Genomic DNA, 24,783 nt, shown 5'->3' with positions numbered 1-24,783 from the left:
TAAAACCCCTCATCGAATCATTCGTGAGGGGTTTTATTTATCAAGCTCATAGTTTGAAACGATTACCTTTGGCGAAACGTCCTACTGGGTTTTTAGCAGCTCGTTTACGCCGAATATCGTTTGGATTAATCGTCAACGCACGGTAAATTTCAACCCGATCACCAACTTGAAGAACTGTTCCAGCTTCAATCTTTGTACCAAAGATGCCGAGTTGCAAAGGTTCGGGTAAATTAACTTGATCGGCTAAACCACTGTTCTGAATGGCTTGTAATGCAGTCATCCCTTCAACAAATGCAACCGCAATATGAAACTGTTGCTCAGGGTTGCTATAAGCAACCCAAACTTGCTTGATTTGTTCCATTAAAGACTCTGTCCGATCACAGCAATAGCCGCTAAGACTATTGAAAGTGGTAAGACCACACGTACAGCAATACGCCATAAGTTATAAAACAACTCATTGCTAAAACCCATCGCTTTACGTAAATGACTGATCTTCATAATCCAGCCAGCGAAAACAGCATAAATCAAACAAATCGCCAAGCCCCATAACATCAGCAGCGTATTAAAGATTTGCTCAACCTGTGGCAGCGCCCACACAGCGATCGCAGCAACAATAATCGCCCATTGAATGACAGGAGCGAGTTGACGCTGTGCTAATTGTTCTCTCGTCAACTGAATCAACAATGCAGCTGTCATGATCGCAGCGAACACCCATGCCAATGCTGGAAACTGAGCCTGAACAGAAAAGAAACCGAAAGCAATCACTGCGAGTAACTGAGCAACCCAAATCGGTAATACAGCTGTAGTCGCTGCTGGCTGCTTCTTCACTGTCGATAAGCTACTTTGCCAATACAAACCAAGTCCCAAACCACTTGCGACTAATGCAAGAACTGTGGCATTGCCCCACTCTTTGAACTCAACACTGGTCCAATGCCATGCAGCTAGCTCTGTTCCCATAACGTTTGCAAGTATAAAAGCAGTGATTACACCGAGTGTGGTAAGTCCAATTAAAAACTGGCGAGGAATAAAAGACAATCCAAGCGCCACGATTGCAAAAATTGCGAACAAGATTTGATGAGGTGTATCTAAAACAAGTTGTTGCTTCAGAATATCGGCGACTGTATTTAAAACACTACCCGCAAAAAATGGTACGAAAACAATAGCTAACCAACCCACGATACGCCATCTTGGTGATGCATCAGCATCACGTGTAAGTGTGGATAATGCTTGCAATGCGGTTGTCTGTGATCGCTTTGCTAAAGCAATTTCAAGATAAGCAATGGGCAATGCCAATAAGAACATTGTGCCTAACCATAACAACCAAAAATCCAATTGCCGATCAATTTGGACGCCAACTGTAGGGGCTAAAGTGGTAATCATGACAAAAGATAAGCAAAACGCCATCACTGGAGCTAACCAGCGTGACAGAGTTGTGTCCTGCATAATGCATTCCTTGAAAAATCTTTGAACTCATTGCACTTTATGGTGTTTGCAATGAAATATTCAATCTATTTTGCCTTCCTCAAGCCTGAAAATCAAAATAAAAGATCGTGAAAGAAAAAGGCAAACCATCAAGGAGATGATTTGCCGCGCATGAATTATTATTTTACTCATTAGACCCCTTATTTACACTGATACTCACCTTATTATTTTTCTAAGATAAAGGGTCTTTTCTTATTATCTTGTTATTATGAAAAAAACCGAGAAAACCAGTTTTTACCTTTTTTCTTTTCATTTTCCTTAATGATACCTATCATATTCTCTTTGACTGCACCAACATAATCAGCATCATCATGACGAATATGATTTATCAGCCATTTAGACAGTGCTTCATGTAACTCATTATCGATTTCCTGACCCAATTCAAAACGCTCTCGATAAATCTCTATCTTCTTGATAAATAAGTCGTGTACACGTTTATGAGGTACACGATACTTATAGTTTGCCTCTTCTTGTAAACTTTCTTCAAACGTGAAATGGGATTGGGTATAGTCAATAATATTATCCAATACACCTTTCATTTTTAACCGATCATTGCTGTGTTTTAATTCATCTATTTCGTTAATATAATCTAAAATACGACGATGTTGATCATCAATAACCTCGATACCTGTATTATATTCAACAGACCATTTCATCCCCAAAATCCCCCAAGATCAATATTATTTATTGAATAAGGGAATACTATCTATAAAAGAAAAAAATAAAAACAAAGTGTTTTTGTCAGATTTTACATATTTTTCATATAAATAAATTAACCTATTGTTTTATATTTATTTTAAATTTTTCACCCAGCAAAACACTCAAGTATTTTTTAACCAATTATAAAACTATCTATCTAATTTTATTGAAATATATATGATATATACATCTTTAAATCAAAGAAATATCATCCTTTAAACGCTGCTGCTTCTTTTTATAATGAATAGACTTCTTTCATCAATCTCTTTTTTCTAGAAATAGAAGTAATACAAGGAGAACTAATATTGATCAGCTTTAGTTATCCGCTTTAATGATGGATTCTCTGCTTCACAAATAAGTCGTTCAACACGCGTTAATGCATGTTTAATCGATTTTCCATCTTTAAATAAAATCATTTCACCAGCTTGAAAAGCAGTCCACTCTTCATTATGTGTTAATGGCTCAGTGGTAATCACAGCGACACGATCTTCCGCTGTAGTCACTTGGCTAAAATCAACCTCTACATCCAAATCAATCAAATGTGCATGTTGAAATGGATACTCTCGCACAAGCCAATGCAGCTTAGTCGTGGCATAACTAAATAATGCTTGGCCGTTGGATAAGCAAAAATTAAAGGTGCCATGTTCAGCGATTTGTGGAGCAATACGTTCTAATAGAGAAAAGAGATCGTCTAGGCTGGGTTCGGTATAGCCAAACACTTCAACCATTTGATCTAATAAGTAGCAAAACGCATATTCACTATCGGTATTGCCAACAGGTTCAAAGCGTCCACTTAATACTGGGTTAAAATCGTGTAAATCACCATTGTGCGCAAATATCCAATGTCTACCCCATAACTCACGTAAAAAAGGATGCGAGTTTTCTAAGGTAATTTTACCTTGAGTGGCTTTTCGAATATGTGCGATGACATTACGTGATTTAATTGGATAGTTACGTACTAAATCCGCAATTGGCGATTCAACAGCGGATTGATTATCCACAAATAAACGGCAGGCTTTGTCTTCAAAAAAAGCAATACCAAAGCCATCGCAATGATCAGACGTGACACCTGCTCGTTGGGAAAAACCACGAAAGGAAAAAGTAATATCTGTCGGTGTAGCGCAGTTCATTCCTAATAGTTGGCACATATCTTTTAACTTTATGACATCTTTGTCTATTGTGCATGAGCCCTAGATGTCTTGTAAATCTCAATATGTGCACAGAATGAGATTAAATATGACAAAGCCCTAGCGTTGCACCATTTTATTCATCACAAATGAGGTTGCGATTTTATTCACTTCTAAGAATACGAAATAGTCTAAGCATTTAAAGTCTTCATCATAGAATGCTTGTTTTGATAACTTCGACTGCATCCCTAAATACGTTTGAAATAGCTTGGGCATGCGCTCATCTTGCGGAAAACTATAGTCAGGACGTTCAGGCTCAAAAGCACGTTTTGAGCGGATATCAATGCTCTGATGTGCAGCGAGTTGTTGAATTTGACGGTGTGTGTAATAGGCACGGGCTAGATTATCTTCAAGATGAATACTGACACAGCCCATTAAATACTTAGCACGCATTGACCAAAGAACTTTCGGGGCTAAATTCAGCCATAACATGGATAAAGCTTTACCTGAGCGGAATTGCGGGTGAACACAGGTTCGTCCGATTTCCAATACATTCGGTAAATGTGAAAAATGTGGGACCACATCAAATTCTTGTGCACTGTAGCTTTGTCCTATTTCATGACCTTGGAACAATTTAAGCCGTGTATACGCCACGATCTCCCCTGTCCATTTCTCACGTAACACAGCATGTTCACAACCAAAATCATAAAGATCTTGATCAATTCCATCTTCAAAAGTCATTCCAAATTGATGGCTAAATTGTGTCGCTCTAAAACGTTGTACTTGTTGTAATTCTTTTAAATTATCCACCCATTCAAAACGGAATTGGGTTTGTGAAGGTTTTTGACGTAAAGGTAAAGTTAAATTTTGGCGATATTGGTTTAATTTTTCTAGCATAATGAAAGCTCCTTATGACTAGACTTACCTTAAATTGCTTAAATGACATTGCCATGACTAAAACATGAAGAGCTGATGACAAAAAAGAGACCTATATGAGGTCTCTTTTAGCTTTGTTAGAATATTTAATGCTTCATACGATTAGTAATCAACGTACCAACCCCATGATCGGTAAAGATTTCTAATAGCGTTGCGTGTGGCACACGACCATCGACAATATGCGCGCTGACCACACCACCCTTGACCGCATCCAGTGCACAACCAACTTTAGGAATCATCCCACCATAAATTACACCCGTCTCAATTAAACGATCTACTTCTTGGGTGCTTAATCCAGTCAACAGGTTTTTGTTTTCATCAAGTACACCAGTAATATTGGTGAGTAAAATCAGTTTCTCAGCACCTAACGCTTCTGCAACTTTTCCAGCCACTAAGTCCGCGTTGATATTATAGGTATTGCCTTCGTCATCAACACCCAATGGAGCAATCACGGGAATAAAATCACCTTGGGTAAACATCTCAAGCACATCTGTTTTAACACCTGTGACTTCGCCAACCATGCCCAAATCAATTTGAGAGATTGAACCATCTGCTTCTTGCTTTTCCATTAACAATTTACGTGCGCGAAGTAGATTACCATCTTTACCCGTTAAACCGATGGCACGACCGCCATGTTGATTAATCAAGTTCACGATGGACTTATTGACACTACCACCCAAAACCATTTCGACAACTTCCATCGTCGCCTGATCGGTGACGCGCATTCCATCAATACGGTCTGATTCCTGTCCTAAACGCTTTAATAATGAGTCAACTTGAGGGCCACCACCATGCACCACAATTGGATTTAAACCCACTGTTTTTAATAACACGATGTCACGAGCAAATGAACTTTCCAACTCTGGATCAGTCATGGCATTGCCACCATATTTCACCACCAAGGTTTTACCAGCAAAACGTTGGATGTACGGCAAAGCTTCAATCAAAATTTTAGCTTTATCAACACCGATATGCTCGTGAGGTGGCATGTATCTCTCCTTATTAAGCCTGTGCGAGTTCTTGTGCAATTAGAGGATATTGATCTTGCAACATAGAAACAAATTCTTGGCGAATCTCATTTAACCGCGTTGGATGATCAGCATCAAAACGAACAGTAAAATATTCACCTGTATTGGATGCTCGAATAATGCCAAAACCATCGTCAAAATCAAGTCTTACACCATCAATTTTACTCAAACGAGCACCTAAACCACGGCTTAAAATCTCAATATCATTCAAAACTTGTTTAGGATTGGCTTCATGCGTACTGATATAAGTATCTTCTGTGCAATATCGTTCAGGATAAATAGCAACTAATTCAGAAAGGCTGGCTGCATTGGATTGGGTAAAATATTCCATCACACGAAGTGCAGCATATAAACCATCATCATAACCAAAGCCACGACCATCATTGAAGACATAATGGCCTGCAAATTCGCCACCAAATACAGCTTCACCGTTTGATTGTGATAAATATGCCCGTAAAAAACTACTACCAGTACGAATCATTTTGGCTTGCCCATCCAGTTGCTGCACGGTATCTGCAACCATCCGAGAACACTTCACATCAAATACAATTTCTTTATGTGGATGCTGTAACAAGCACATTTGTGCGAACAAAGACAATAAACGATCTGGGCTAATGATATGCGCATGTTCGTCCAGTAGAACCACACGATCCCCATCCCCATCTAAAGCAATCCCAATATCTGCTTTTTCAGAAATAATCGCGGCTTGTAATTGTCTTAAATGAGCTGCATGTGAGGGGTCTGGTGCATGATCTGGAAAATGCCCATTTGCTTCACAACGTAACGAGATCACCTCACAACCTAATTTTTCTAAAACCAGTTTTGCACAACGCCCTGCTGAACCATGCAAAGCATCTAACACAACTTTTAGCGGGCGGGATAATTGAATATCACTTAATAATGATTGTTGGTATTGCAAACAATATTCAGGAATAAACTCATGTGAAATAGTTTCTAAATCATATGCTTGTTGTAAGCCGGGTGAAGAGAATTGAGCCAGTTGTGCAATATGTTGTATCGCATCAGGACTCGGAGGCTCACCTCTTAAAATCCATTTAATCCCATTATCTGACTTCGGATTATGACTTGCAGTGACCATAATGCCATTTCCACCATAATCACGTGCAAGGTAATACATCATCGGCGAAGAACAACAACCAATATTGGTCACCTTAAAACCGTGTTGTTCAAAGATTTGCTGAATAATATTCGCATAAGTTGGACTGGTTAAACGCGCATCATACCCTATTACAATTTGGTTCTGTTCAGCTTTTTTATACTGTAGTACTAAAGCGTGAGCTATTGAACGAATAACATGAGGTGTTAAATTACTTAGCTTTCCCCGGATATCATAAGCACGAAAAATATTCAGAGGAAATGTATGTTTTATATTCACAGTAAGCCCCTATTTTTTATAATCGAAAGACTATTCAAAAAATATTACTATTAAGAAATTAACTTACCCTTGTTGAGAAAAATTAAAATAAATAAATCGTCAGCTGCTTTTTAATATAGTTTTAAGTAACAATCAATATGAGAAATGCAACGTTCCACGCGAGAACGTCGCATTTTAAAAGACTTGTTTAAACGTTATTGTTGGCCTGTATGCCCAAAACCACCTGCACCACGCTCAGTCGCAACAAACTCAGTCACTTGTTCAAACTCAGCTTGAACAACAGGTACAAGCACATATTGAGCTAAACGCTCACCCGGTTCTAAACGGAAAGTGCTTTGCCCACGATTCCAAACAGACACCATCAGCTCACCTTGATAGTCTGAATCAATCAAACCGACCAAGTTACCCAACACGATACCGTGCTTATGTCCTAGACCAGAGCGAGGTAAAATCAAACCTGCAAAATTTGGATCTTCAATGTAAATCGCCAACCCAGTTTTGACTAAAACCGTTTCCCCTGCAGCAATCTCAATCGCCTCATCTAAGCAAGCACGTAAATCTAAACCTGCTGAACCTGTCGTTGCATACGAAGGCAATGCCCACTCTTGACCTAAACGCGTATCTAATACTTTAACTTGGACTTTCATTCCGACTTCCTACTTACAATTTTTTAACGTTTCAATAAAGCTTTTAAATTTGCGAGATAATGCTGTGCCTGCTCTTTCGGGTCAACATTTGGCGCGAGTTTCTTTTTCCGACCATGCCATTCCAACTCGTCTTGCGGTAATTCATCCAAGAAACGACTTGGTGTCATCTGACGCATTTGCCCACCGTTTTTACGCTGCTCTGCAAGTGTCAACGTTAAACCTTGGCGCGCACGGGTAATACCCACATACATCAAACGGCGTTCCTCTTCGATGGTTTCCGCTGCAATCGAGTTTTTATGTGGCAGTAACTCTTCTTCCAAACCAATCATATACACATAAGGAAACTCTAGACCTTTGGCTGCATGTAGCGTCAATAGGTTCACCTTGTCGGTGTCTTCTTCCTCTTGTTGCTGTTCAAGCATATCTAACAAGACCAGTTTACGAATCACACTTTCGATATTTTTCTCATCGACATCGTCAGCACGATTGATCAGGTTTTGAATACTGGTATATAGCGTCTCAATATTATCTATCTTGGTTTTTTCTTGTGCGGGTGTTGCAGCTTGTTCACGCACATAATCAATATAGCCAGCTTCATTGATCATCTGCCGAACTTTAGGTACAGGTTCATCATCATCTAAAAGTTCACGGGTGAATGTTGCAATAAAATCAGCGAACTCATGCAATTGTGTTGTCGCTTTCTTTGGCAATACCATCGATAAGCGTTGATCGGATGATGCCGTCAGCAATGACAAGGTATTTTCTTGTGCAAATAACCCGAGCTTTTCTAAAGTGACAGGACCAATGGCACGTTTTGGGGTATTGATAATTCGTAAGAATGCACTGTCATCTTCAGGATTGATGATTAAACGTAAATAGCTCATCACATCTTTGATTTCGGCACGCGCAAAGAATGATTGACCACCTGATAATTTATAAGGAATCTGTAGTTGACGCAGTTGGGTTTCTAAAACACGTGCTTGGAAATTACCACGATAGAGCACTGCATAATCTTTCCAACTTTTACCATTCATGAGCTTATGTGTGATTAAATCTTTAACCACACGCTCTGCTTCATCATCATCATTCAAACAAGTGATGATACGAATGGTTTCACCATGGCCTTTATCACTCCACAACTTCTTGTCAAAAATGTGCGGATTATTTTCAATCACGGCATTGGCAGCTTTTAAGATACGGCTAGTCGAGCGATAGTTTTGCTCAAGCTTAATCACTTTTAGATTATGAAAATCCTCTTTGAGTAAAGCCATGTTTTCAGGCTTTGCTCCGCGCCATGCATAGATGGATTGGTCATCATCTCCTACCGCAGTGAACTGCCCCATCACCCCGACTAAGAGCTTAACTAAGGTATATTGGGCGGTGTTGGTATCTTGATATTCATCCACCAACAAATAACGGACTCGGTTTTGCCATTTATCACGCACTTCCGCATTTTCCTGAAGTAAACGCGTTGGCATCACAATCAAATCATCAAAATCAACTGCGTTATAAGCACGTAAGTTACGTTCATAAAGTTGATACAAGTGCGCAAGCTGGACATCATCGACCGTTTCACAGGTTGAATGCGCATGTTCAGGCAAAACCAGATCGTTTTTCCAATCTGAAATTTTTCGCATGGCCTTCGCAATCAAATCTTTGCTTTCAGCACCTGATAAATTGTCACGCTGCATTAAATCCATCAAAATTCGTTTACAGTCGTCTGCATCCAAGATCGAGAAATTGGCTTTCAGCGGCAAGTTTTTTAATTCTAAGCGTAATAAATTTAAGCCAAATGTATGGAAGGTCGAAACTGAGAGTCCTTTTGCTTCTTCGCGAGAAAGTAGCTTACTGACTCGCTCTTTCATTTCACGCGCCGCTTTATTGGTAAAAGTCATTGCCGTGATACGGTGAGCAGGAATACCACACTGCTGTACCAAAAAAGCAACCTTCCTCGTAATGACTGAAGTTTTACCTGAACCTGCACCTGCAAGCACCAACAAAGGCCCTTGAACATATTTCATTGCTTCAAGTTGTTTGTCATTCAATTGACTGGCAGATGACATCGTTGTAATACCTCTCACGTTTCCGAGCATGATTATAGACATCTCTGTTTTAGAATCCCAATAATAAATCTTGGGATATGTATAAATTATGATGTCTTCTGCCAATAACGCGCCACAGCTTGTCGCAAGAACAGTAGGCAATAAAAAACCACCCGAAGGTGGTTCTTTAAAAATCAGTAAAAATTACTGTTTAGCATAAATGCTGATTTCGACACGACGGTTTTGTTCACGGCCAGCAGCAGTACTGTTGTCTGCGATTGGATTTGATGAACCATAACCTTGTGCATCAATACGACCACCTGAAACACCTTTACCAGCTAAATAGTTTTTAACTGATTGAGCACGTGCTTGAGATAAAGGAATATTGATTGAATCATTACCTGTGTTGTCAGTATAACCAGTTACTAAGATCGCACTTTGGTTATCTTCAGCCAATACTTGCGCAACTTTATTTAAAGTCGTATAGAAGTTTGGCTTGATATTTGATTTGTTGGTATCAAAAGTAATGCTACCTGGCATAATCAATTGAACTGAACCATCTGGATTACGACCAACATCTACACCAGTACCCTGCATTTGTTGACGAAGTTTTTTCTCTTTGTTGTCGAGGTATAAACCACCAGCGCCACCAAGCACAGCACCAATCGCAGCAGCACGATTATTTTGCTTACTTGTATTTGCATTACCTTTAGAAATACCGTATCCCGCAGCAGCACCAATCAATGTGCCTAGTGCAGCTTTATCGTATTCTACGCCGCCAATATTATTACCAGTAGTTTGGCAACCAGAAAGTACCAATCCAGCCCCTACGAGTGTTGAAATCATTAATGCACGCATTGCGTAGCTCCTGTCTATGTATTTTGTTGTCTTGGTGAATAATGAATGAGAAAACGATGCCATACCATTGATATTTTGTTAATAATAAACAGTTTATTTATATTTTTGTAATACTTTGATGCACTTTACTTGAATAAAGCAACACATTTCCTTCATCGTTATACGTTGACTGTTCTTTTCAAAAATAATATCACCATTTCCGCTGTTGAGTTTACTGCATATTCATGTGTCATTCCTCAGTAAAAGCATTAATATTTTGTATGAACACGCTCTAACCCATCTAAATATATAAAAATTGTCAAGATCCTCAAATATACGGTTGTATTTCAATTTCTGTTGTTTATAGTTGGATCATCTATTTTTTAAACATTTGCACTCAAGGTTTGATTTATGCCTACCTCAAATAAAAAAGCATCTTTATTGCAAAAAGTTAGTAAAGGATTGACCGTTGGTTCTGTCATTACAGGAAGTACCTTCTTGCATGGCCCTCCTGTATTGGCTTTAGGTCTGACAAAACTATTCAAAAAATCAGCAAAAGTTGATGAAACCAATATTCAAATTACCAATAGTTGGCTTAGTGTAAATAATTGGTTGATTGACAATGTCCTTCCAGATTTGCATTGGGATATCAGCATCGATGAAAAACTCGATCTGACTTTACAAGGTCGATATATGATGATTTGTAATCATCAAAGCTGGGTCGATACCACGGTCAATCAATATTTTGGTTTAACCCGCATGCCGCTTACCCGCTTTTTTACCAAGTGGGAGCTGATTTTTATTCCTTTTGTTGGCCAAGCCTTTAAAATTTTGGGCTTCCCAATGATGAAACGTCATACGAAAGAACAGATTGCTAAAAATCCTGAGCTGAAATCACGCGATATGCTCGAAGCACGCAAAGCCTGTGAACAATTGCTGAGCCAGCCTTTTACTTTATTAAATTATTTAGAAGGCACACGTTTCACGCCTGAAAAACATGCCAAACAGCAGTCACCATATAAAAACCTGCTTAAGCCTAAAGCGGGTGGTTTAGCATTGGCGTTAAATATTCTAGGTGATAAAGTGGATGCCTTTGTTGATATGACCATTGTTTATCCAGATGGCCCGCCTGAATATAGCGATTTTTGGTTGGGTGATGTTTCCCGCATAGCTGTCGATTTACGTAAAATTGAGATTCCTGATTGGGTGCTTGGGGGCAACTATGAGGATGATCTAGAGTTTCGTGAACGTTTCCAAAAATGGGTCGATCAAATCTGGACTGAAAAAGATCAGCTCATTCAGCATATGAAAGAAAAATATACAAACACATCGGACATTAAATAAATTTATGACTCAGCAGAATAAGAAGCCAAAATCTAAATACCACAGTGTCGATCAAAACAGTTGGCCTTTCCGACTGTTTTTACTCTATGACATCTTTATGGTGTTTATTATTGTATTTAACTTATTCTGCTTGGGTATGAACCTTTTCCTGATGAGCTCACTTGGGGAATGGTTATTTCAACAGATTCATCTACTCAGCGTTCTTGATTTCTATCGAACTCACTTAAACCCTTGGGTCATCACCACTGAAGCTTGGTTTATTATATTTCTAATTGCAGAACTGGTTGTGCGTTGGATTTTTGCGATCATCAATAAACACCATGCACGTTGGTGGTGGTTCCCGTTTGTTCATTTTTATGAAATTCTAGCCATTATTCCTTATTTACGTTTCTTACGTTTATTTCGGGCTGGGATTATCGCCTACCGCTTATATGAAATGGGCTATCAGGTGATCCCAGACAAGATACAACGCACACTTTTGTTTTACTATCGCGTAGTGATGGAAGAGCTATCCGATCGAGTGGTACTGACTGTTCTTGACGGTTTAAAACATGAGTTAAAAACGAATAGTAGTCATCAACAAACCATTCATAATTTGGTTGATCATCACCGCCAATTATTTGTGACTACGCTCTCCTCGCTACTCCAAGAATCTTTGGCGACTGCTTTACAACAACAACAACCTGCGATTACCCAAAAAGTAGGAATTATTGTTAATCAAGCCATCGAAGATACGCCTGAGTTGACTCAGCTATTACGCCTTATTCCGATCGTCGGTGGGCGGATTGAGCAACAGATTCAGAGCATTGGACAACGCCTAGGGGAAAATATTAGCGCGGGTTTAATCGAACCTTTTACAGCAGGCTCACCTCAGCAGCCCAATGAAAATTTTCAATTAATTGCACAAAAAGTCAGTGAGCTGAATATTGATAATCAATATCTGGAAGAATTGGTCAAATCAGTCGTATTTGAAAGTATTGAAGCAATAAGTAAACAAGTCAGAGTCAAGCAATGGCAAGAAATGCTGGATGAAAATGCTCAATTGAACAAAAAAGCAGAATGAATACAAGAAAATTTACTATTCGAGCTAGAGAATTGATGTAATTTGTTCTAGCATTTGCTTTTATTTATAACACACTAGAGTGCTTAAAAGCCCTGAAGGATACATTATGGCTGATATACGGATTACGGGCAGAATGGTGAATTTTAGTCGATTAACTTTCGACACAAATGACCATAATGCAATCCGACAGCAATTAACGAGCACACTCAATGAAGGTTCTTATTTAGGAACTTTGGTAATTATAGACAGTACCGTTGAACAAGAACTCATCGCTTTGATTCAAGTGTTAATCGATTTAGGCCTGCAACCTATGGCTGTGATTGATGGCCTTTTGGGTGATGAAGCCCGAGCGATTCAATTCCCTGTTTTACCTGCAGATCAACCCTTACAGCGAATTAAAGCATCTAAAGAACAAGTCATTGCTCACGAAGTCAAAGATCAACCCCAAAGTACTGCAATACAAACACCACAAAAAAACACATCGCATACCCATATCACCTCTTATCATGATGAGATTTTGCGTACTGGGCAATGTTTGGTACAAGATCAAGGCGATATTATCTTAAATGCAGGTATGAACAGCGGCTCAGAAGTGATTGCATCTGGAAATATTCACATTTATGGTAATGCACGTGGTAGAGTCATTGCAGGTGCAGGTGGACATACTTCAGCGCGCATTTTTTGCAACTCTCTCGAAGCAGAATTAGTCTCTATTGCAGGGACCTATTGTGTTGCAGATGATATCCCTAAAGATCTGATCAAAAAACCTGTACATATTTATTTAAACGCCAAGCAAGAGCTTGAATTTGAAACTTTGCAGTTTTAATTTATAAACACCAAAAAAGCCCTTTTAGGGGCGTATGACCATAAATAGGAGTGGATTCGGTGGCCAAAATTGTTGTCGTAACGTCAGGCAAAGGTGGTGTAGGTAAAACTACGACCAGCGCATCTTTTGCAACAGGATTAGCCCAACGTGGTCATAAAACTGTTGTGATCGATTTCGATGTAGGTTTACGTAATCTTGACTTGATCATGGGCTGCGAACGCCGCGTCGTCTATGACTTTGTAAATGTCATCAATAACGAAGCTCGCTTACAACAAGCACTTATCCGTGATAAAGAGATTGAGAACTTATACATACTACCTGCGTCACAAACCCGTGATAAAGATGCCTTGAGTGATGAAGGTGTTGCACGCGTGATTGATGAATTATCGCAAGAGTTTGATTACATCATTTGTGACTCCCCAGCAGGGATCGAGCGTGGTGCAATTTTAGCGATGTATCATGCAGATGAAGCAATCATTGTCACAAACCCTGAAATTTCTTCTGTTCGTGACTCAGACCGAATTATCGGTATGCTGGATAGCAAAACTAAAAAAGTTGAGCAAAACGAAGGGCGCATTCGTAAACACTTGTGTATCACACGCTTCAATCCAGAACGTGCGGATAGACAAGAAATGCTGACGATTGATGACATTTCTAAAGATATTTTACGTGTTCCGACTTTGGGTGTGATTCCTGAGTGCCCGAGCGTACTTCAAGCATCAAACGAAGGTAAACCTGTTATTCTTTATTCAGAAGAAAAAGCTGGTCAAGCCTATGATGATTTAGTGGCTCGTTTTCTTGGTGAAGAACGTCCTTATCGACACATTGTGGTACAGCCAAGAGGTTGGTTAGCTAGACTATTTGGAGCGTAATGATGGCAGGATTCTGGAGTAAACTATTTAGCAGTGATGAAAAGTCATCAAGTGCACAAACTGCCAAAGATCGTCTAAAGGTAATTGTTGCATCTGAACAAGGCTTAGGTCGTCGTTTAAGCCAAGACAAGATTGACCAGATGAAAAAAGAAATCATGCAGGTCGTCAGTCGTTACGTTCGAGGTGTGGATGAACAGCATATTCAAATGCAAGTTCGTTCAGAAGCAAATATTGAAATGTTAGAAATGAATATCAATTTACCTGAAGATCGATAGTAGTTTTTTCATTAGCGATTTTTTGCAAATAAAGGCAAAATACCTTGCTGCTGAGCAAAGCGTTGCTTTGCAAATCCAGCCTCGTATTTTGCCTTTATTATTTTAAGACTGAGGAGACTGTCATGGCATTATCACAGCCAGCAACTTTCAATGAAGAATGGTCAGATGAGCGTGTGTTTGCCTACCTCAACCAACTTCCACCAACAGGCGTAAATGCTGACTTTCATGTCCTCTATCACGCATTTAAACATATGCGTCCAAATGATTATGAGCGATTGATTACTCAGTTTTTGGCGGATGGTCGTGACTTGAATGCAACCAATCCTGAAGGACAACGTATTCATGACGTGATTGCACAATTTCCACGTCAAAAAGATGGTTTCTTAGAAGTCTTAGCAAAATTTGCATAAAAAAAAGCCTGCATCATGCAGGCGTTTTTTTGACTAACGACTGCCAATCAAATAAACACCCAATAAGGTGAAAATTCCACCTGACACACCATCGATCCATTTTGCAAAGTTTTGATAAGCATTTCGAAATGTGGGTAAAGAAAAGACAAATGCGACCAAAGTAAACCACAATGCAGTTTCAACTGAGACAATAATAAAAAGCAATGAATGATGCTGATCAAATAAAGGATTGGTTAAAAACAGAGAGAATACACTACCAAAATAAATGATCGCTTTTGGGTTAGACAGATTTGTTAGCAATCCTTTCATAAAAAACAAATAAGGCGATTGAGGTAAGACAATGGGATTTACCGTCTGATCCCCTTTAGAGAAAGCAGAACGAAGCATTTGAAAACCGAGCCAGCACAAATATAAACCACCAGCAATCAATAACCCTTGTTTAAGCCAAGCCATTTTCTCAAAAATGATATTAAGCCCCATCAAAGCCAAGAGTGACCAAAGCATTGCACCGATGCAAATACCCAAAACGACTAATACCGCCTCTTTACGTGAACGACTGATTGCCGTTTGCGAGACCAAAAAGAAATCTGGTCCGGGCGTAATTAATGCACAAAAATGAATAAAGATTAGCGTACTCAATGCGACTAACATAGCTCACCCTAGCGATGGGATCCTAAAGGCTAAGCTTAAATAAAAAATGTGATTATTACCATATAAAAATAAGCAAATATAAAAAGAAAAGCCTCAAAATAGAGGCTTCCTTACTGGATTTTTCTCGTTAAACGAGTATATCTCGTTTGCCATTCGCGCCCATCGCACTAACGATACCATTCTCTTCCATTTGGTCAATAATACGCGCAGCTCGGTTATAACCTAAACTGAATTTGCGCTGTAAAGATGAGGTTGAGGCTTTGCGTGTTTCCAAAACAAAAGCAACACACTGATCATAAAGCGCATCACGGTTTGGATCACCATCACCATCTTCAAAACTACGTGATGAAGACTCTTCATCAAAAGGCGTCAAGATTTCATCAACGTAGTCAGGTTCACCACGTTCACGCCAAGCATCACAAATACGGTTGACCTCGTCATCACTAATAAATGCACCATGAACACGTTCAGGTTCAATTTTACCCGGCCCTAGGAACAACATATCACCATGACCGAGTAAATCTTCTGCCCCACCCGCATCCAAGATCGTACGCGAGTCAATCTTACTGTTTACACGCAACGCTACACGGGTAGGAATATTGGCTTTGATCAAACCAGTGATCACATCTACAGATGGACGCTGTGTTGCAAGCAATAAGTGAATACCTGCCGCACGAGATTTTTGCGCTAAACGCGTAATCATTTCTTCCGCTTTTTTTCCAACCTGCATAATCATGTCTGCAAATTCATCCGCAACGATGACGATCGAAGGTAAAGGCGTCAAACGCGGTGCGCGTTCTTGTGTTGCTGAGTCACTCGGTTTCCACGTTGGATCGATTAAATCCTCACCATTGGCAATCGCTTCTTCAACCTTACGGTTATAGTCACTCAATTTACGGATTTTCAAGAACGACATCAATTTATAACGACGTTCCATTTCATTTACACACCAGTTTAATGCACTGACTGCATCTTTCATGTCGGTTACAACAGGCGTTAATAAGTGTGGAATATCGTTATAGTTGGCTAATTCAAGCTGTTTTGGATCAATAAGAATCAAGCGTAATTGATCTGGCGTATATTTCAGCAACATCGATAAAATCATCGAGTTAACCGCTACTGATTTACCTGAACCGGTAGTTCCCGCGACCAACATGTGTGGTGCTTTACCCAAATCTGCAATAACAGGATTACCTGAAATATCTTTACCCATCGCCATAGAAAGAATGCTATTTGGATCGGTAAAAGCAGGAATGGTCAATAATTCAATCAGACGCACCATTTCACGCGTGCTGTTCGGAACTTCAATACCAATATAAGGTTTGCCCGGAATGACTTCTACAACCCGCACAGATGCCATCGACATTGAACGCGCTAAATCACGCGAAATATTGGTCACTTTAGATGCTTTAACGCCTGGTGCGAGATCGAGTTCAAAACGCGTGACTACAGGTCCAGGTTGAGCTTCAACCACCTGTGCTTTTACATTGAATTCCTGTAGCTTAATTTCTAACAATTCAGAAAGTCGTGCCAATTGCTCCGCTGTAAAATTCACCTTTTTGTTTGGATCAACCTCATCCAACAAATCTAAGCCCGGCAAAGTTGGCAAGTCACGACGTTTCTGAGCAACTTGCATCGCACGTGACATTGGTCGCCCAAATGTATCCGTTAATGGCGCATCCAAATCAAAATCTTCTTCTAGATCTAAATCTGTTTCAGCCTTACCTGCTGTTTCTTGCCATGCTTCAATAAAAGCTTCTTTGGAGAGCTTTTCTTTTTGCAACTCAGTAGAGGCGCTCACAGTAGCAGTTTGTAAATGAGAGTTACTGCTCGTTGGAGTTATTATCTTGTCTTGCTCACTTTCAACTAAAAGATCATTAAAATGATCGAAATCATCTTGTGCATCTAGATTTGTATTTTTGGGAGATGATGGATGCGAATAAAGGTTTTTGCTCGATGCCGATTTACTGACGTCTGAACCAAAGTCAGTATCCACTTCCAGCGCATTATGATGAGCAGTTTGTTCAACTTCATTTCTAAATGGTGTGTGTAAATCGGTTGCTGTCTTGGTGTTTGGAACTGCAGCCAATAACTCATCAAAAATTTGATCGTCATTCCAATCTAAATGGTGATCATTAATCTTCTGCGCCACAAATTCTGATTGCGAATGCTGTGGTGCTGTAGACGAGTTTACATCATCCGCAGCTCTGAGAAGCGCATCAATCTCCTGTTTATGATTGGCATCATCGCTTTGCAGTGCGCGCCACACTTCACCTGTTTGAACTAAACGCTGGCTTTCAGTCTCAAATTGATGAGCTCGTTGTAAAGTTTGCTCAAAGTCGTCTTCAGTTTGCGGCATTTGTTTTGGTTGAATACTTTGTTGCTCTTTCGCAACCACATCCGCAAATAACTTTTCGGCCAAAAATTGGTGATGTGAGTCATCTGTTTTTGTGGGTTTAGACTCAACATCATCTGCCGTTTGGCTGGCAATATTGACTTGCTGAGCATCAGATTCGGCATGTGGTGATATTTTATTTTTTATTGCAGGGATTTCTGATGCCGCCAATTGCTCAGTACGGTCATAAGCAGACTCATTCTGCGGCACATTTCTATAGAATAAATCTTGTAAATAAGCTGGCGTCTTTTTCAACATCAACCATGTTTTATTCCACTGAATACCGAAAGCTAAAGTAATCAATAAAATACTAAATGCCACTAAAAACAAAGTTGCGCCATAAATGGTCAGCAAGTGGGACAAGCTTTGTCCTAACTCATAACCAATGATGCCACCTGCAGCATTATCAAGCGTATCAGCAGGTGTATTCCAATGTAGATATAACAAACTTGAGATCGATAAGATCAAAAAGAACTGCGCAGCATAACGAAAAGGTAAGTTCAGGAAGCTTCTTGGCCACCAAACCTGCACGGCCTCTATAAACAAAAATAAAGGAATAAGTAAACTCGCCCAGCCCAAGAAACCAAATAATAAATCTGCGATCCAAGCGCCAGCGACCCCACTTGCATTTGAAACATGCTGGGTATCACTAGAGATATGCATCCAACCCGGATCAAATGGTGTGTAGGTCACTGTGGCAAGAAATAAATAAATGCCAAAAGAAATTAAAAATAATGTCATTAAAAAGCGTTGTGCATAAACACTTGACACCGCAGTCATATACAGTCCTGTAACCCAATTCGTTATTTGTTGGTATCTTTTAAGGTCTAACTTACCTTAATCAATAAGTTTTATATTATGCACTCCTTCTAAAAAAAAAGATGCACGATTGTTTACTGTTGTTGTTAACATCGAAAGGGCGATTCACATTTTCGACACGTATTTTTGAAATAATCAATTGTCCAAACATGATATAGCCTATTTCGATTGAACTTATCAATATTATCCACACGGATTTGCCCCCAATTTGTGCGGATTCACGTATAATTTTAGCATTTTCAATATAAGAAGGATGTTCTTTAATGAGCGCTCGTCACTCAAGATTAATTATTCTGGGTTCTGGTCCTGCGGGTTACAGCGCAGCAGTTTATGCTGCACGTGCTAACCTCAAACCAACGCTCATCGCTGGTTTACAACTTGGTGGTCAATTGACTACGACCACTGAGGTGGATAACTGGCCGGGTGACCCTGAAGGATTGACTGGCCCAGTACTGATGGATCGTATGCAAGCCCACGCAGAACGTTTCGGTACAGAACTTGTCTATGATCATATTAATGAAGTTGATCTTAAAACTCGCCCATTCGTATTAAAGGGTGACATGGCTGAATACACATGTGATGCGCTTATCATTGCAACAGGTGCGACTGCACAGTACTTAGGTCTTGAATCTGAAGCTGCATTTATGGGACAAGGTGTTAGTGCTTGTGCAACCTGTGATGGTTTCTTCTATAAGAACCAAAATGTCATGGTTGTAGGCGGTGGTAATACTGCTGTAGAGGAAGCACTTTATCTTTCTAATATTGCTGCTCATGTCACTTTGGTTCATCGTCGTGACAGCTTACGTTCAGAAAAGATTTTACAAGACCATCTTTTTGCAAAAGAAAAAGAAGGTAAAATCAGTATCATCTGGAACCATCAAGTTGATGAAGTGCTTGGTGATAAAACAGGTGTAACTTCTGTTCGTATCAAATCAACACAAGACTCAAGCACTCAAGACGTTCAAGTTCAAGGTCTATTCGTTGCAATTGGCCACAAACCAAATACTAGTATGTTTGACGGTCAACTTAACCTACGAGATGGTTATATCCAAGTTCATAGTGGTAGCGCTGGAAATGCAACAGCTGCCTCTATTGAAGGTGTCTTTGCAGCAGGTGATGTCGCGGATAGTATTTATCGCCAAGCGATTACTTCGGCTGGATCAGGTTGTATGGCAGCCTTAGATGCTGAAAAGTACCTCGATAATTTGAATTAATTGTATCCATCATTTCACGTTGACGATCTATATAGATTGTCAACGCCCTCTAGTTAAGTTAGTTTAGAATCATTCCTATTAACTTATCTCGATATGCAACTGCTCCCCTTATCTCAATACACTTTTCCAGATCCAATAGAAGCAGATCCTGACGGCCATGGATTTATCTGTATTGGCGCAGACCTATCCCCTGCTACTTTATTCGAAGCATATACTCACGGCTTATTTCCTTGGTTCAATGAAGATGAACCAATTTGTTGGTGGAGTCCCGAGCCCCGATGCATTATCGAACCAAAGTCATACAAACCGAGCAAATCACTAATCCGTAATATGAAAAAGCATGATTATCGGATTACCGTTAACCATGCTTTTGAAGAGGTCATGCGCTCGTGTTCCATGCCACGCAGCTATGCAAATGAAACTTGGATCAGTGAAGAGATTATTCAAGGCTATTGTGCTTTATTCGAAGCGGGCTATGCTTATAGTGTTGAGGTCTGGAAGCAACAGCAACTTGTAGGTGGTTTATATGGCGTCAGTATTGGCAAAGGCTGTTTCGGTGAATCCATGTTTAGTACTGAAACCGATGTCTCTAAGATGGCCTTTTATACACTAATGCTCATTGGACAAGAAAATCAGTTAGCTTGGGTGGATTGTCAACTGGTTAACGAACATCTCATAAGTTTAGGAGCACGTACACTTTCTCGCCAAATATATTTAAAATCGTTACAAGATGTAATTATTGCCCCCCCTATCAATTGGAAAAACTATCAAGAACGTGTATTTTCAAGTAAAACAATAGCAGTTAATGCAAAATTAGACGGTTAACGGACGAACACCTTGGAGGGACAGATTCATGAAATCATACCAACCCAAGTCCCTTTTAAATGACTTACAGTATTACATCACGCCACCGCATGACTGTAGCTATCTAGATAGCAAATCAGCTCGAATGGTGTTTCTAGACCCGATTCACCGCATTGATGTGGTGACATTGTCAGAACTTTCTCGCGTCGGTTTTCGTCGTAGTGGTGATTTTGTTTACCGCCCTGAGTGTCACTTATGTCGACAATGCTTATCATGTCGAGTTCCTATTCAGGAATTTCAAATGAATAGCAGCCAGAAAAAGGCATGGAAACGCAACCAAGATTTACAAATGAGTATCTTGCCCACCTCGCAAGCCACCCAACAACATTACGATTTATATGAACGCTACATCAATGAACGTCATGCTGATGGGGACATGTATCCAGCAAACCTAGATCAATTTGAAAAATTCCTTGTGCATAGCTGTACTGAGAGTTTTTTTCTTGAATTATGGAAAGATAAAAAACTGATTGGAGTCTCCACATGCGATCTAATGGATGATGGATTATCTGCCGTTTATACTTTTTTTGATCCAGATGAACAACGTCGTTCTTTAGGCGTCTTTGCGATCCTCAAACAAATCGAATATGTCCGCACCCTGAATCTTGAATACCTTTATTTGGGATACTGGGTTCCTCATTCACAAAAAATGAATTATAAATCGCAATATACGCCACTCGAACTGTTACTAGATGGGCAATGGCGAAGACTCAATCGCCCTCTCGCAGACAATGAAATCCAACAACTTGGAGATTCATTAATGAGTACACTTCCGTCTGAATGGAATAATTTAATTATTAAGTAGCATTTTATTGAAATAACGCTGCAAAATCATCAGTGCATGTTTTGACCATGATCACAGCATGCTCTCTTGAACCATCACCATTTGGATAATAGTTTTTGCGTAAATCAATTTGATGGAATTGCGCTTTTTCATATAAACCAATCGCTGCTGTATTACTTTCTCGTACTTCTAAAAAAATCTGAATCGGATTATTTTTCAATTGCTCAATCGAATAATCGAGTAATTTGTAACCCAAACCTTTGCCTTGCTGACTTGGATGAATGGCCATCAGTAATAAATTTGCTTCATCTAACACAGGCTGTAAAATGCAAAAACCGACAATTTGATGTGCTTGCTCATACACAGTGCATTGATAAGAAGCCAACGATTCTTGAAACTGTTGCTTAGACCATGGATGTGTTTGCACCAAACGCTCAATGGCAACCACACTATCCAAATCACTTTCTTGCATCAAACGGATCAAGATCTATTACTCTATAAATATGATGATGTGATTATCAGCAATTTAATACTAAATTTGAATAAAAAAATGGACAGTTTTCACTGTCCATTGAAGTTAACTTGGATTAAAGCCTAATTCAGTACGCCATTTATTTAATAACTCAGTTGTATCATCATCATTCGGATGAAAACGAGGTCTGAGGAAATCGAGTAATGTCGGAATTTGACGCGACATAAAGCCTTTATAGCCATACATAAATTTGATCATATATTTGGTATCACGCCAAGTAAGCTTACCATCAGTTTTGAGTAGTTTCGCTGTAAAATATGATTGCGTGATGAAGATCAAACCCATTGCAATCACTAGCGCCAACGAACGCATAAAATACGCTTTTGGACCTCGACCATACATAGCTTCATACACATCGAAAGCCACCGCCTTATGTTCATTCTCCTCTACTGCATGCCACATCCAAAGGTGATACATCGTTTCATCTTGAAACATTGCCTGAATGTCTGGGTTACTCAATAACTCTTCTGCAATCGTCGAAGTAAAATGTTCTAAGGCACACGTGCCTGTCAAACTAATCATTTCTTTACTGAAACCAAAAGGTTTAAGCAAAGTGCTGGTGATTCCGATCGTACGATTAATCAAACGCCCAGTCTGTGCTTCCATTTTTCGTACATCATAACCATAAGCTTGTGCAGATGCATTAAAGGCCAAATGTTCTTTTGAATGCATTGCCTCTTGACCGATAAAGGCACTAATTTCTTTTTGTAATTGAGGATCTGATAATTTAGGATCATTTCTCACGGCACGAGTACTATTGACAAAGAATTGCTCACCCTCGGGAAACAGCGCAGAAAGTGCAGTCATAAAATGAGTCAATGCTGCATCACCATGTGCCCAGTAACGCGGTACTTCACCAAATTCAAAATCCATTCGGCGTACAGGGAAACTAGCACCAGCTCGGTTTGAAATATTGACTTTAGCATTCATACCTTGTTCTCCTACAATATAAATATTCTTTTTAATCATTCTTTATTTATTATTTATACTCGCTTTTATATGCATTAAATAAGTGCAAATAAGGTCACAAAAGCATCATCTTAGGACATGAGGAGGAAAAATTAATTAAGTATTAATTTTTCCGACGCAAGGGAAAAAGATCATTTATGGAATTATTTTTCCGACGCAAGGGAAAAAGATCATTTATGGAATTATTTTTCCGACGCAAGGGAAAAAGATCATTTATGGAATTATTTCTAGACGCAAGAAAATAAAGCATCGCTTTATTTCGACGCAAAGGAAATTTGTCGAATAAGAATATAAAATTTAGTTTTCATGAAAAAAACAAGAAAAGGACAATAAAAATTGTCCTTTCTTAACATACAGTTAATAGATAAAACTAGAAATCACAAGCCTAGTTTTGCTTTCCAGTCTTTGAGCAACTGCACAGTATCCAAGTCGTTCGGATGGAAGCCTGGTTTCAGATATGCCAGCATCTCCCCAACCATTCCTGCAATAATTCCTTTTGATGGACTATAACCATATTTATAAATCATACCCAACTCTTTTAGGTTCAGTTTGCCATCTTGTTTAAGTAAGCGTAAGACAAATGATGATTGTGCCAAGAAGATAAGCACCATGGCCACCACTAAAGCGGTATTACGTAATGCATAGGCTTTGATACCACGACCAAAAATCTCCTCATAAACATCATAAGCAACTGCTTTATGTTCATTTTCTTCTACTGCGTGCCAAAACCACATATATGACATGGTGTCATCTGTCATCAACTCTTGAATATGTGGATTGCGCAACAATTCAGACGCAATCGTCGCAGTAAAATGCTCCAAGGCAGTCGTAGCTGTTAAATCCACCATTTCTTGCGTCATACCAAATGGCTTAACAACTTTAGCAAAATTCTTACGCGTAAGTTGAATCAGTTTTGCTGTACGTTTTTCTAAAGTTGTAACATCGTGCCCATATTTCTGTGCAGACTGGTTAAAGCCAACATGCTCTTGCGTATGCATGGCTTCTTGACCAATAAAAGCACTGATTTCTTTTTGTAGTGCTTCATTATCTTTGATTGCAGGATGATGGCGAACTGCACGAACAGAATCAATGAACAGCTTTTCACCATCTGGAAATAACGCAGATAGAGCTGTCATAAAATGAGTTAAACCTGCTGAACCACTCATCCAATATTCAGGAACTTGGTCAAAATCAAAATTCATGCGACGTACAGGAAAACTCGCACCTGCGCGATTAGAAATATTTACTTTAGCATTCATACAGCCTACTCCTTTTAAGTGAAATATCTCACTGAGTACTTTTGTTCATTTTCTTGAGTTTTATCTTACTGTTTTATTGGTATCAATTAAGTGCAGTTTAGGACAGTGAGGTATCAGTTTGGGACATGAGGAGAAATAAAGCATCGCTTTATTTCGACGCAAGAGGAAAAATTAATTAAGTATTAATTTTTCCGACGCAAGAGAAAATATCATTTATGGAATTATTTTCGGACACAAGAAAATAAAGATTAGACAATAGGCATAAAAAAACACCCCAGAGGGGTGTTTTTTTATTACTCTAGATGATTAGAG

At 39.3% G+C, this 24,783-nt stretch carries 24 protein-coding genes; 9 read left to right on the top strand and 15 right to left on the bottom strand.

Annotated features, from left to right (window positions below; all coding sequences use genetic code 11):
• Window positions 1-46 precede the first annotated feature (46 nt).
• From EXE30_RS06240 to EXE30_RS06195, 10 genes are all read right to left on the bottom strand, one after another.
• Complete coding sequence (locus EXE30_RS06240; RefSeq protein WP_130161667.1) at window positions 47-361, bottom strand: RnfH family protein; 315 nt, start codon at window positions 359-361, stop codon at window positions 47-49.
• The gene (locus tag EXE30_RS06235) at window positions 361-1,443 is read right to left on the bottom strand and encodes an SLC5/6 family protein (RefSeq protein WP_130161666.1); all 1,083 of its coding nucleotides are present in this window, start codon (window positions 1,441-1,443) and stop codon (window positions 361-363) included. The genes EXE30_RS06240 and EXE30_RS06235 overlap by 1 nt, the downstream gene beginning before the upstream one ends.
• Window positions 1,444-1,688: 245 nt before the next feature.
• Window positions 1,689-2,144: a bacteriohemerythrin gene (locus EXE30_RS06230; protein ID WP_130161665.1), complete on the bottom strand. Its 456-nt coding sequence runs from the start codon at window positions 2,142-2,144 to the stop codon at window positions 1,689-1,691.
• 336 nt (window positions 2,145-2,480) lie between these two features.
• Window positions 2,481-3,329 (bottom strand): class II glutamine amidotransferase, encoded by an 849-nt coding sequence (locus tag EXE30_RS06225; RefSeq protein ID WP_130161664.1) that lies wholly within the window; start codon window positions 3,327-3,329, stop codon window positions 2,481-2,483.
• Window positions 3,330-3,428: 99 nt separating this feature from the next.
• Window positions 3,429-4,205, bottom strand: a complete 777-nt coding sequence (locus tag EXE30_RS06220) for a GNAT family N-acetyltransferase (protein WP_121930722.1) — start codon at window positions 4,203-4,205, stop codon at window positions 3,429-3,431.
• Between the two features lie 125 nt (window positions 4,206-4,330).
• A complete protein-coding gene (gene argB, locus EXE30_RS06215) occupies window positions 4,331-5,233 on the bottom strand; it encodes an acetylglutamate kinase (RefSeq protein WP_130161663.1) in 903 nt (300 codons plus the stop codon).
• A 13-nt stretch (window positions 5,234-5,246) separates the two neighbouring features.
• Complete coding sequence (locus tag EXE30_RS06210; protein WP_130161662.1) at window positions 5,247-6,668, bottom strand: phosphomannomutase/phosphoglucomutase; 1,422 nt, start codon at window positions 6,666-6,668, stop codon at window positions 5,247-5,249.
• A gap of 194 nt (window positions 6,669-6,862) precedes the next feature.
• A complete protein-coding gene (gene dut / locus EXE30_RS06205) occupies window positions 6,863-7,315 on the bottom strand; it encodes a dUTP diphosphatase (protein WP_130161661.1) in 453 nt (150 codons plus the stop codon).
• 23 nt (window positions 7,316-7,338) lie between these two features.
• On the bottom strand, window positions 7,339-9,378 hold the full coding sequence (locus EXE30_RS06200; RefSeq protein ID WP_004670132.1) for a UvrD-helicase domain-containing protein: 2,040 nt from the start codon (window positions 9,376-9,378) through the stop codon (window positions 7,339-7,341).
• 183 nt (window positions 9,379-9,561) lie between these two features.
• Window positions 9,562-10,215 (bottom strand): OmpA family protein, encoded by a 654-nt coding sequence (locus EXE30_RS06195; protein WP_130161660.1) that lies wholly within the window; start codon window positions 10,213-10,215, stop codon window positions 9,562-9,564.
• A 390-nt stretch (window positions 10,216-10,605) separates the two neighbouring features.
• Between EXE30_RS06195 and EXE30_RS06190 the strand changes: the two genes are divergently transcribed.
• The 6 genes from EXE30_RS06190 (at window position 10,606) to EXE30_RS06165 (ending at window position 14,984) form a co-directional block, all read left to right on the top strand.
• Entirely contained in the window at window positions 10,606-11,538 is a 933-nt protein-coding gene (locus tag EXE30_RS06190; protein ID WP_130161659.1) for an acyltransferase, read from the top strand.
• 4 nt (window positions 11,539-11,542) lie between these two features.
• Complete coding sequence (locus tag EXE30_RS06185) at window positions 11,543-12,601, top strand: preprotein translocase subunit SecA (protein ID WP_130161658.1); 1,059 nt, start codon at window positions 11,543-11,545, stop codon at window positions 12,599-12,601.
• Window positions 12,602-12,707: 106 nt separating this feature from the next.
• Window positions 12,708-13,427: a septum site-determining protein MinC gene (minC, locus tag EXE30_RS06180; protein ID WP_121930716.1), complete on the top strand. Its 720-nt coding sequence runs from the start codon at window positions 12,708-12,710 to the stop codon at window positions 13,425-13,427.
• A 59-nt stretch (window positions 13,428-13,486) separates the two neighbouring features.
• Window positions 13,487-14,299: a septum site-determining protein MinD gene (minD, locus tag EXE30_RS06175; RefSeq protein WP_130161657.1), complete on the top strand. Its 813-nt coding sequence runs from the start codon at window positions 13,487-13,489 to the stop codon at window positions 14,297-14,299.
• Between the two features lie 2 nt (window positions 14,300-14,301).
• Window positions 14,302-14,574, top strand: coding sequence for a cell division topological specificity factor MinE (gene minE / locus EXE30_RS06170; RefSeq protein WP_004670120.1), 273 nt, complete (start codon window positions 14,302-14,304; stop codon window positions 14,572-14,574).
• A 122-nt stretch (window positions 14,575-14,696) separates the two neighbouring features.
• The gene (locus EXE30_RS06165) at window positions 14,697-14,984 is read left to right on the top strand and encodes a PA4642 family protein (protein ID WP_005150979.1); all 288 of its coding nucleotides are present in this window, start codon (window positions 14,697-14,699) and stop codon (window positions 14,982-14,984) included.
• Between the two features lie 33 nt (window positions 14,985-15,017).
• On the opposite strand, the gene rhtC is transcribed toward EXE30_RS06165, so the two are convergent.
• Window positions 15,018-15,635 (bottom strand): threonine export protein RhtC, encoded by a 618-nt coding sequence (gene rhtC, locus EXE30_RS06160; protein ID WP_130161656.1) that lies wholly within the window; start codon window positions 15,633-15,635, stop codon window positions 15,018-15,020.
• A 127-nt stretch (window positions 15,636-15,762) separates the two neighbouring features.
• Window positions 15,763-18,810 carry a DNA translocase FtsK gene (locus EXE30_RS06155; RefSeq protein WP_130161655.1) on the bottom strand — a complete coding sequence of 1,016 codons (3,048 nt, stop codon included), beginning with the start codon at window positions 18,808-18,810 and terminating at the stop codon, window positions 15,763-15,765.
• Between the two features lie 302 nt (window positions 18,811-19,112).
• On the opposite strand from EXE30_RS06155, the gene trxB reads away from it, so the two are divergent.
• From trxB to EXE30_RS06140, 3 genes are all read left to right on the top strand, one after another.
• The gene (trxB, locus tag EXE30_RS06150; protein ID WP_130161654.1) at window positions 19,113-20,063 is read left to right on the top strand and encodes a thioredoxin-disulfide reductase; all 951 of its coding nucleotides are present in this window, start codon (window positions 19,113-19,115) and stop codon (window positions 20,061-20,063) included.
• Between the two features lie 93 nt (window positions 20,064-20,156).
• Window positions 20,157-20,888 carry a leucyl/phenylalanyl-tRNA--protein transferase gene (aat, locus tag EXE30_RS06145; protein WP_130161653.1) on the top strand — a complete coding sequence of 244 codons (732 nt, stop codon included), beginning with the start codon at window positions 20,157-20,159 and terminating at the stop codon, window positions 20,886-20,888.
• Between the two features lie 28 nt (window positions 20,889-20,916).
• On the top strand, window positions 20,917-21,732 hold the full coding sequence (locus EXE30_RS06140) for an arginyltransferase (RefSeq protein WP_130161652.1): 816 nt from the start codon (window positions 20,917-20,919) through the stop codon (window positions 21,730-21,732).
• A gap of 4 nt (window positions 21,733-21,736) precedes the next feature.
• On the opposite strand, the gene rimI is transcribed toward EXE30_RS06140, so the two are convergent.
• From rimI to EXE30_RS06125, 3 genes are all read right to left on the bottom strand, one after another.
• Entirely contained in the window at window positions 21,737-22,195 is a 459-nt protein-coding gene (gene rimI / locus EXE30_RS06135) for a ribosomal protein S18-alanine N-acetyltransferase (protein WP_171457334.1), read from the bottom strand.
• Between the two features lie 93 nt (window positions 22,196-22,288).
• Window positions 22,289-23,173 (bottom strand): metal-dependent hydrolase, encoded by an 885-nt coding sequence (locus tag EXE30_RS06130; RefSeq protein ID WP_130161650.1) that lies wholly within the window; start codon window positions 23,171-23,173, stop codon window positions 22,289-22,291.
• Window positions 23,174-23,589: 416 nt separating this feature from the next.
• Window positions 23,590-24,471 (bottom strand): metal-dependent hydrolase, encoded by an 882-nt coding sequence (locus tag EXE30_RS06125; RefSeq protein WP_130161649.1) that lies wholly within the window; start codon window positions 24,469-24,471, stop codon window positions 23,590-23,592.
• Window positions 24,472-24,783 lie beyond the last annotated feature (312 nt).

It is taken from the genome of Acinetobacter halotolerans (assembly GCF_004208515.1).
Lineage (GTDB): Bacteria > Pseudomonadota > Gammaproteobacteria > Pseudomonadales > Moraxellaceae > Acinetobacter > Acinetobacter halotolerans.
The sequence above is the reverse complement of the archived record's forward strand: the minus strand, read 5'-3'. Positions and strand labels throughout refer to the sequence as shown.

Coding starts and splice junctions, on each gene's coding strand:
- EXE30_RS06130 (WP_130161650.1), bottom strand. CDS start 23,173: ATGAATGCTAAAGTCAATATTTCAAACCGAGCTGGTGCTAGTTTCCCT.
- EXE30_RS06155 (WP_130161655.1), bottom strand. CDS start 18,810: ATGACTGCGGTGTCAAGTGTTTATGCACAACGCTTTTTAATGACATTA.
- trxB (WP_130161654.1), top strand. CDS start 19,113: ATGAGCGCTCGTCACTCAAGATTAATTATTCTGGGTTCTGGTCCTGCG.
- minE (WP_004670120.1), top strand. CDS start 14,302: ATGGCAGGATTCTGGAGTAAACTATTTAGCAGTGATGAAAAGTCATCA.
- rhtC (WP_130161656.1), bottom strand. CDS start 15,635: ATGTTAGTCGCATTGAGTACGCTAATCTTTATTCATTTTTGTGCATTA.
- EXE30_RS06240 (WP_130161667.1), bottom strand. CDS start 361: ATGGAACAAATCAAGCAAGTTTGGGTTGCTTATAGCAACCCTGAGCAA.
- EXE30_RS06195 (WP_130161660.1), bottom strand. CDS start 10,215: ATGCGTGCATTAATGATTTCAACACTCGTAGGGGCTGGATTGGTACTT.
- EXE30_RS06165 (WP_005150979.1), top strand. CDS start 14,697: ATGGCATTATCACAGCCAGCAACTTTCAATGAAGAATGGTCAGATGAG.
- EXE30_RS06185 (WP_130161658.1), top strand. CDS start 11,543: ATGACTCAGCAGAATAAGAAGCCAAAATCTAAATACCACAGTGTCGAT.
- EXE30_RS06125 (WP_130161649.1), bottom strand. CDS start 24,471: ATGAATGCTAAAGTAAATATTTCTAATCGCGCAGGTGCGAGTTTTCCT.
- EXE30_RS06190 (WP_130161659.1), top strand. CDS start 10,606: ATGCCTACCTCAAATAAAAAAGCATCTTTATTGCAAAAAGTTAGTAAA.
- dut (WP_130161661.1), bottom strand. CDS start 7,315: ATGAAAGTCCAAGTTAAAGTATTAGATACGCGTTTAGGTCAAGAGTGG.
- aat (WP_130161653.1), top strand. CDS start 20,157: ATGCAACTGCTCCCCTTATCTCAATACACTTTTCCAGATCCAATAGAA.
- EXE30_RS06225 (WP_130161664.1), bottom strand. CDS start 3,329: ATGTGCCAACTATTAGGAATGAACTGCGCTACACCGACAGATATTACT.
- argB (WP_130161663.1), bottom strand. CDS start 5,233: ATGCCACCTCACGAGCATATCGGTGTTGATAAAGCTAAAATTTTGATT.
- EXE30_RS06140 (WP_130161652.1), top strand. CDS start 20,917: ATGAAATCATACCAACCCAAGTCCCTTTTAAATGACTTACAGTATTAC.
- EXE30_RS06235 (WP_130161666.1), bottom strand. CDS start 1,443: ATGCAGGACACAACTCTGTCACGCTGGTTAGCTCCAGTGATGGCGTTT.
- EXE30_RS06220 (WP_121930722.1), bottom strand. CDS start 4,205: ATGCTAGAAAAATTAAACCAATATCGCCAAAATTTAACTTTACCTTTA.
- minC (WP_121930716.1), top strand. CDS start 12,708: ATGGCTGATATACGGATTACGGGCAGAATGGTGAATTTTAGTCGATTA.
- EXE30_RS06200 (WP_004670132.1), bottom strand. CDS start 9,378: ATGTCATCTGCCAGTCAATTGAATGACAAACAACTTGAAGCAATGAAA.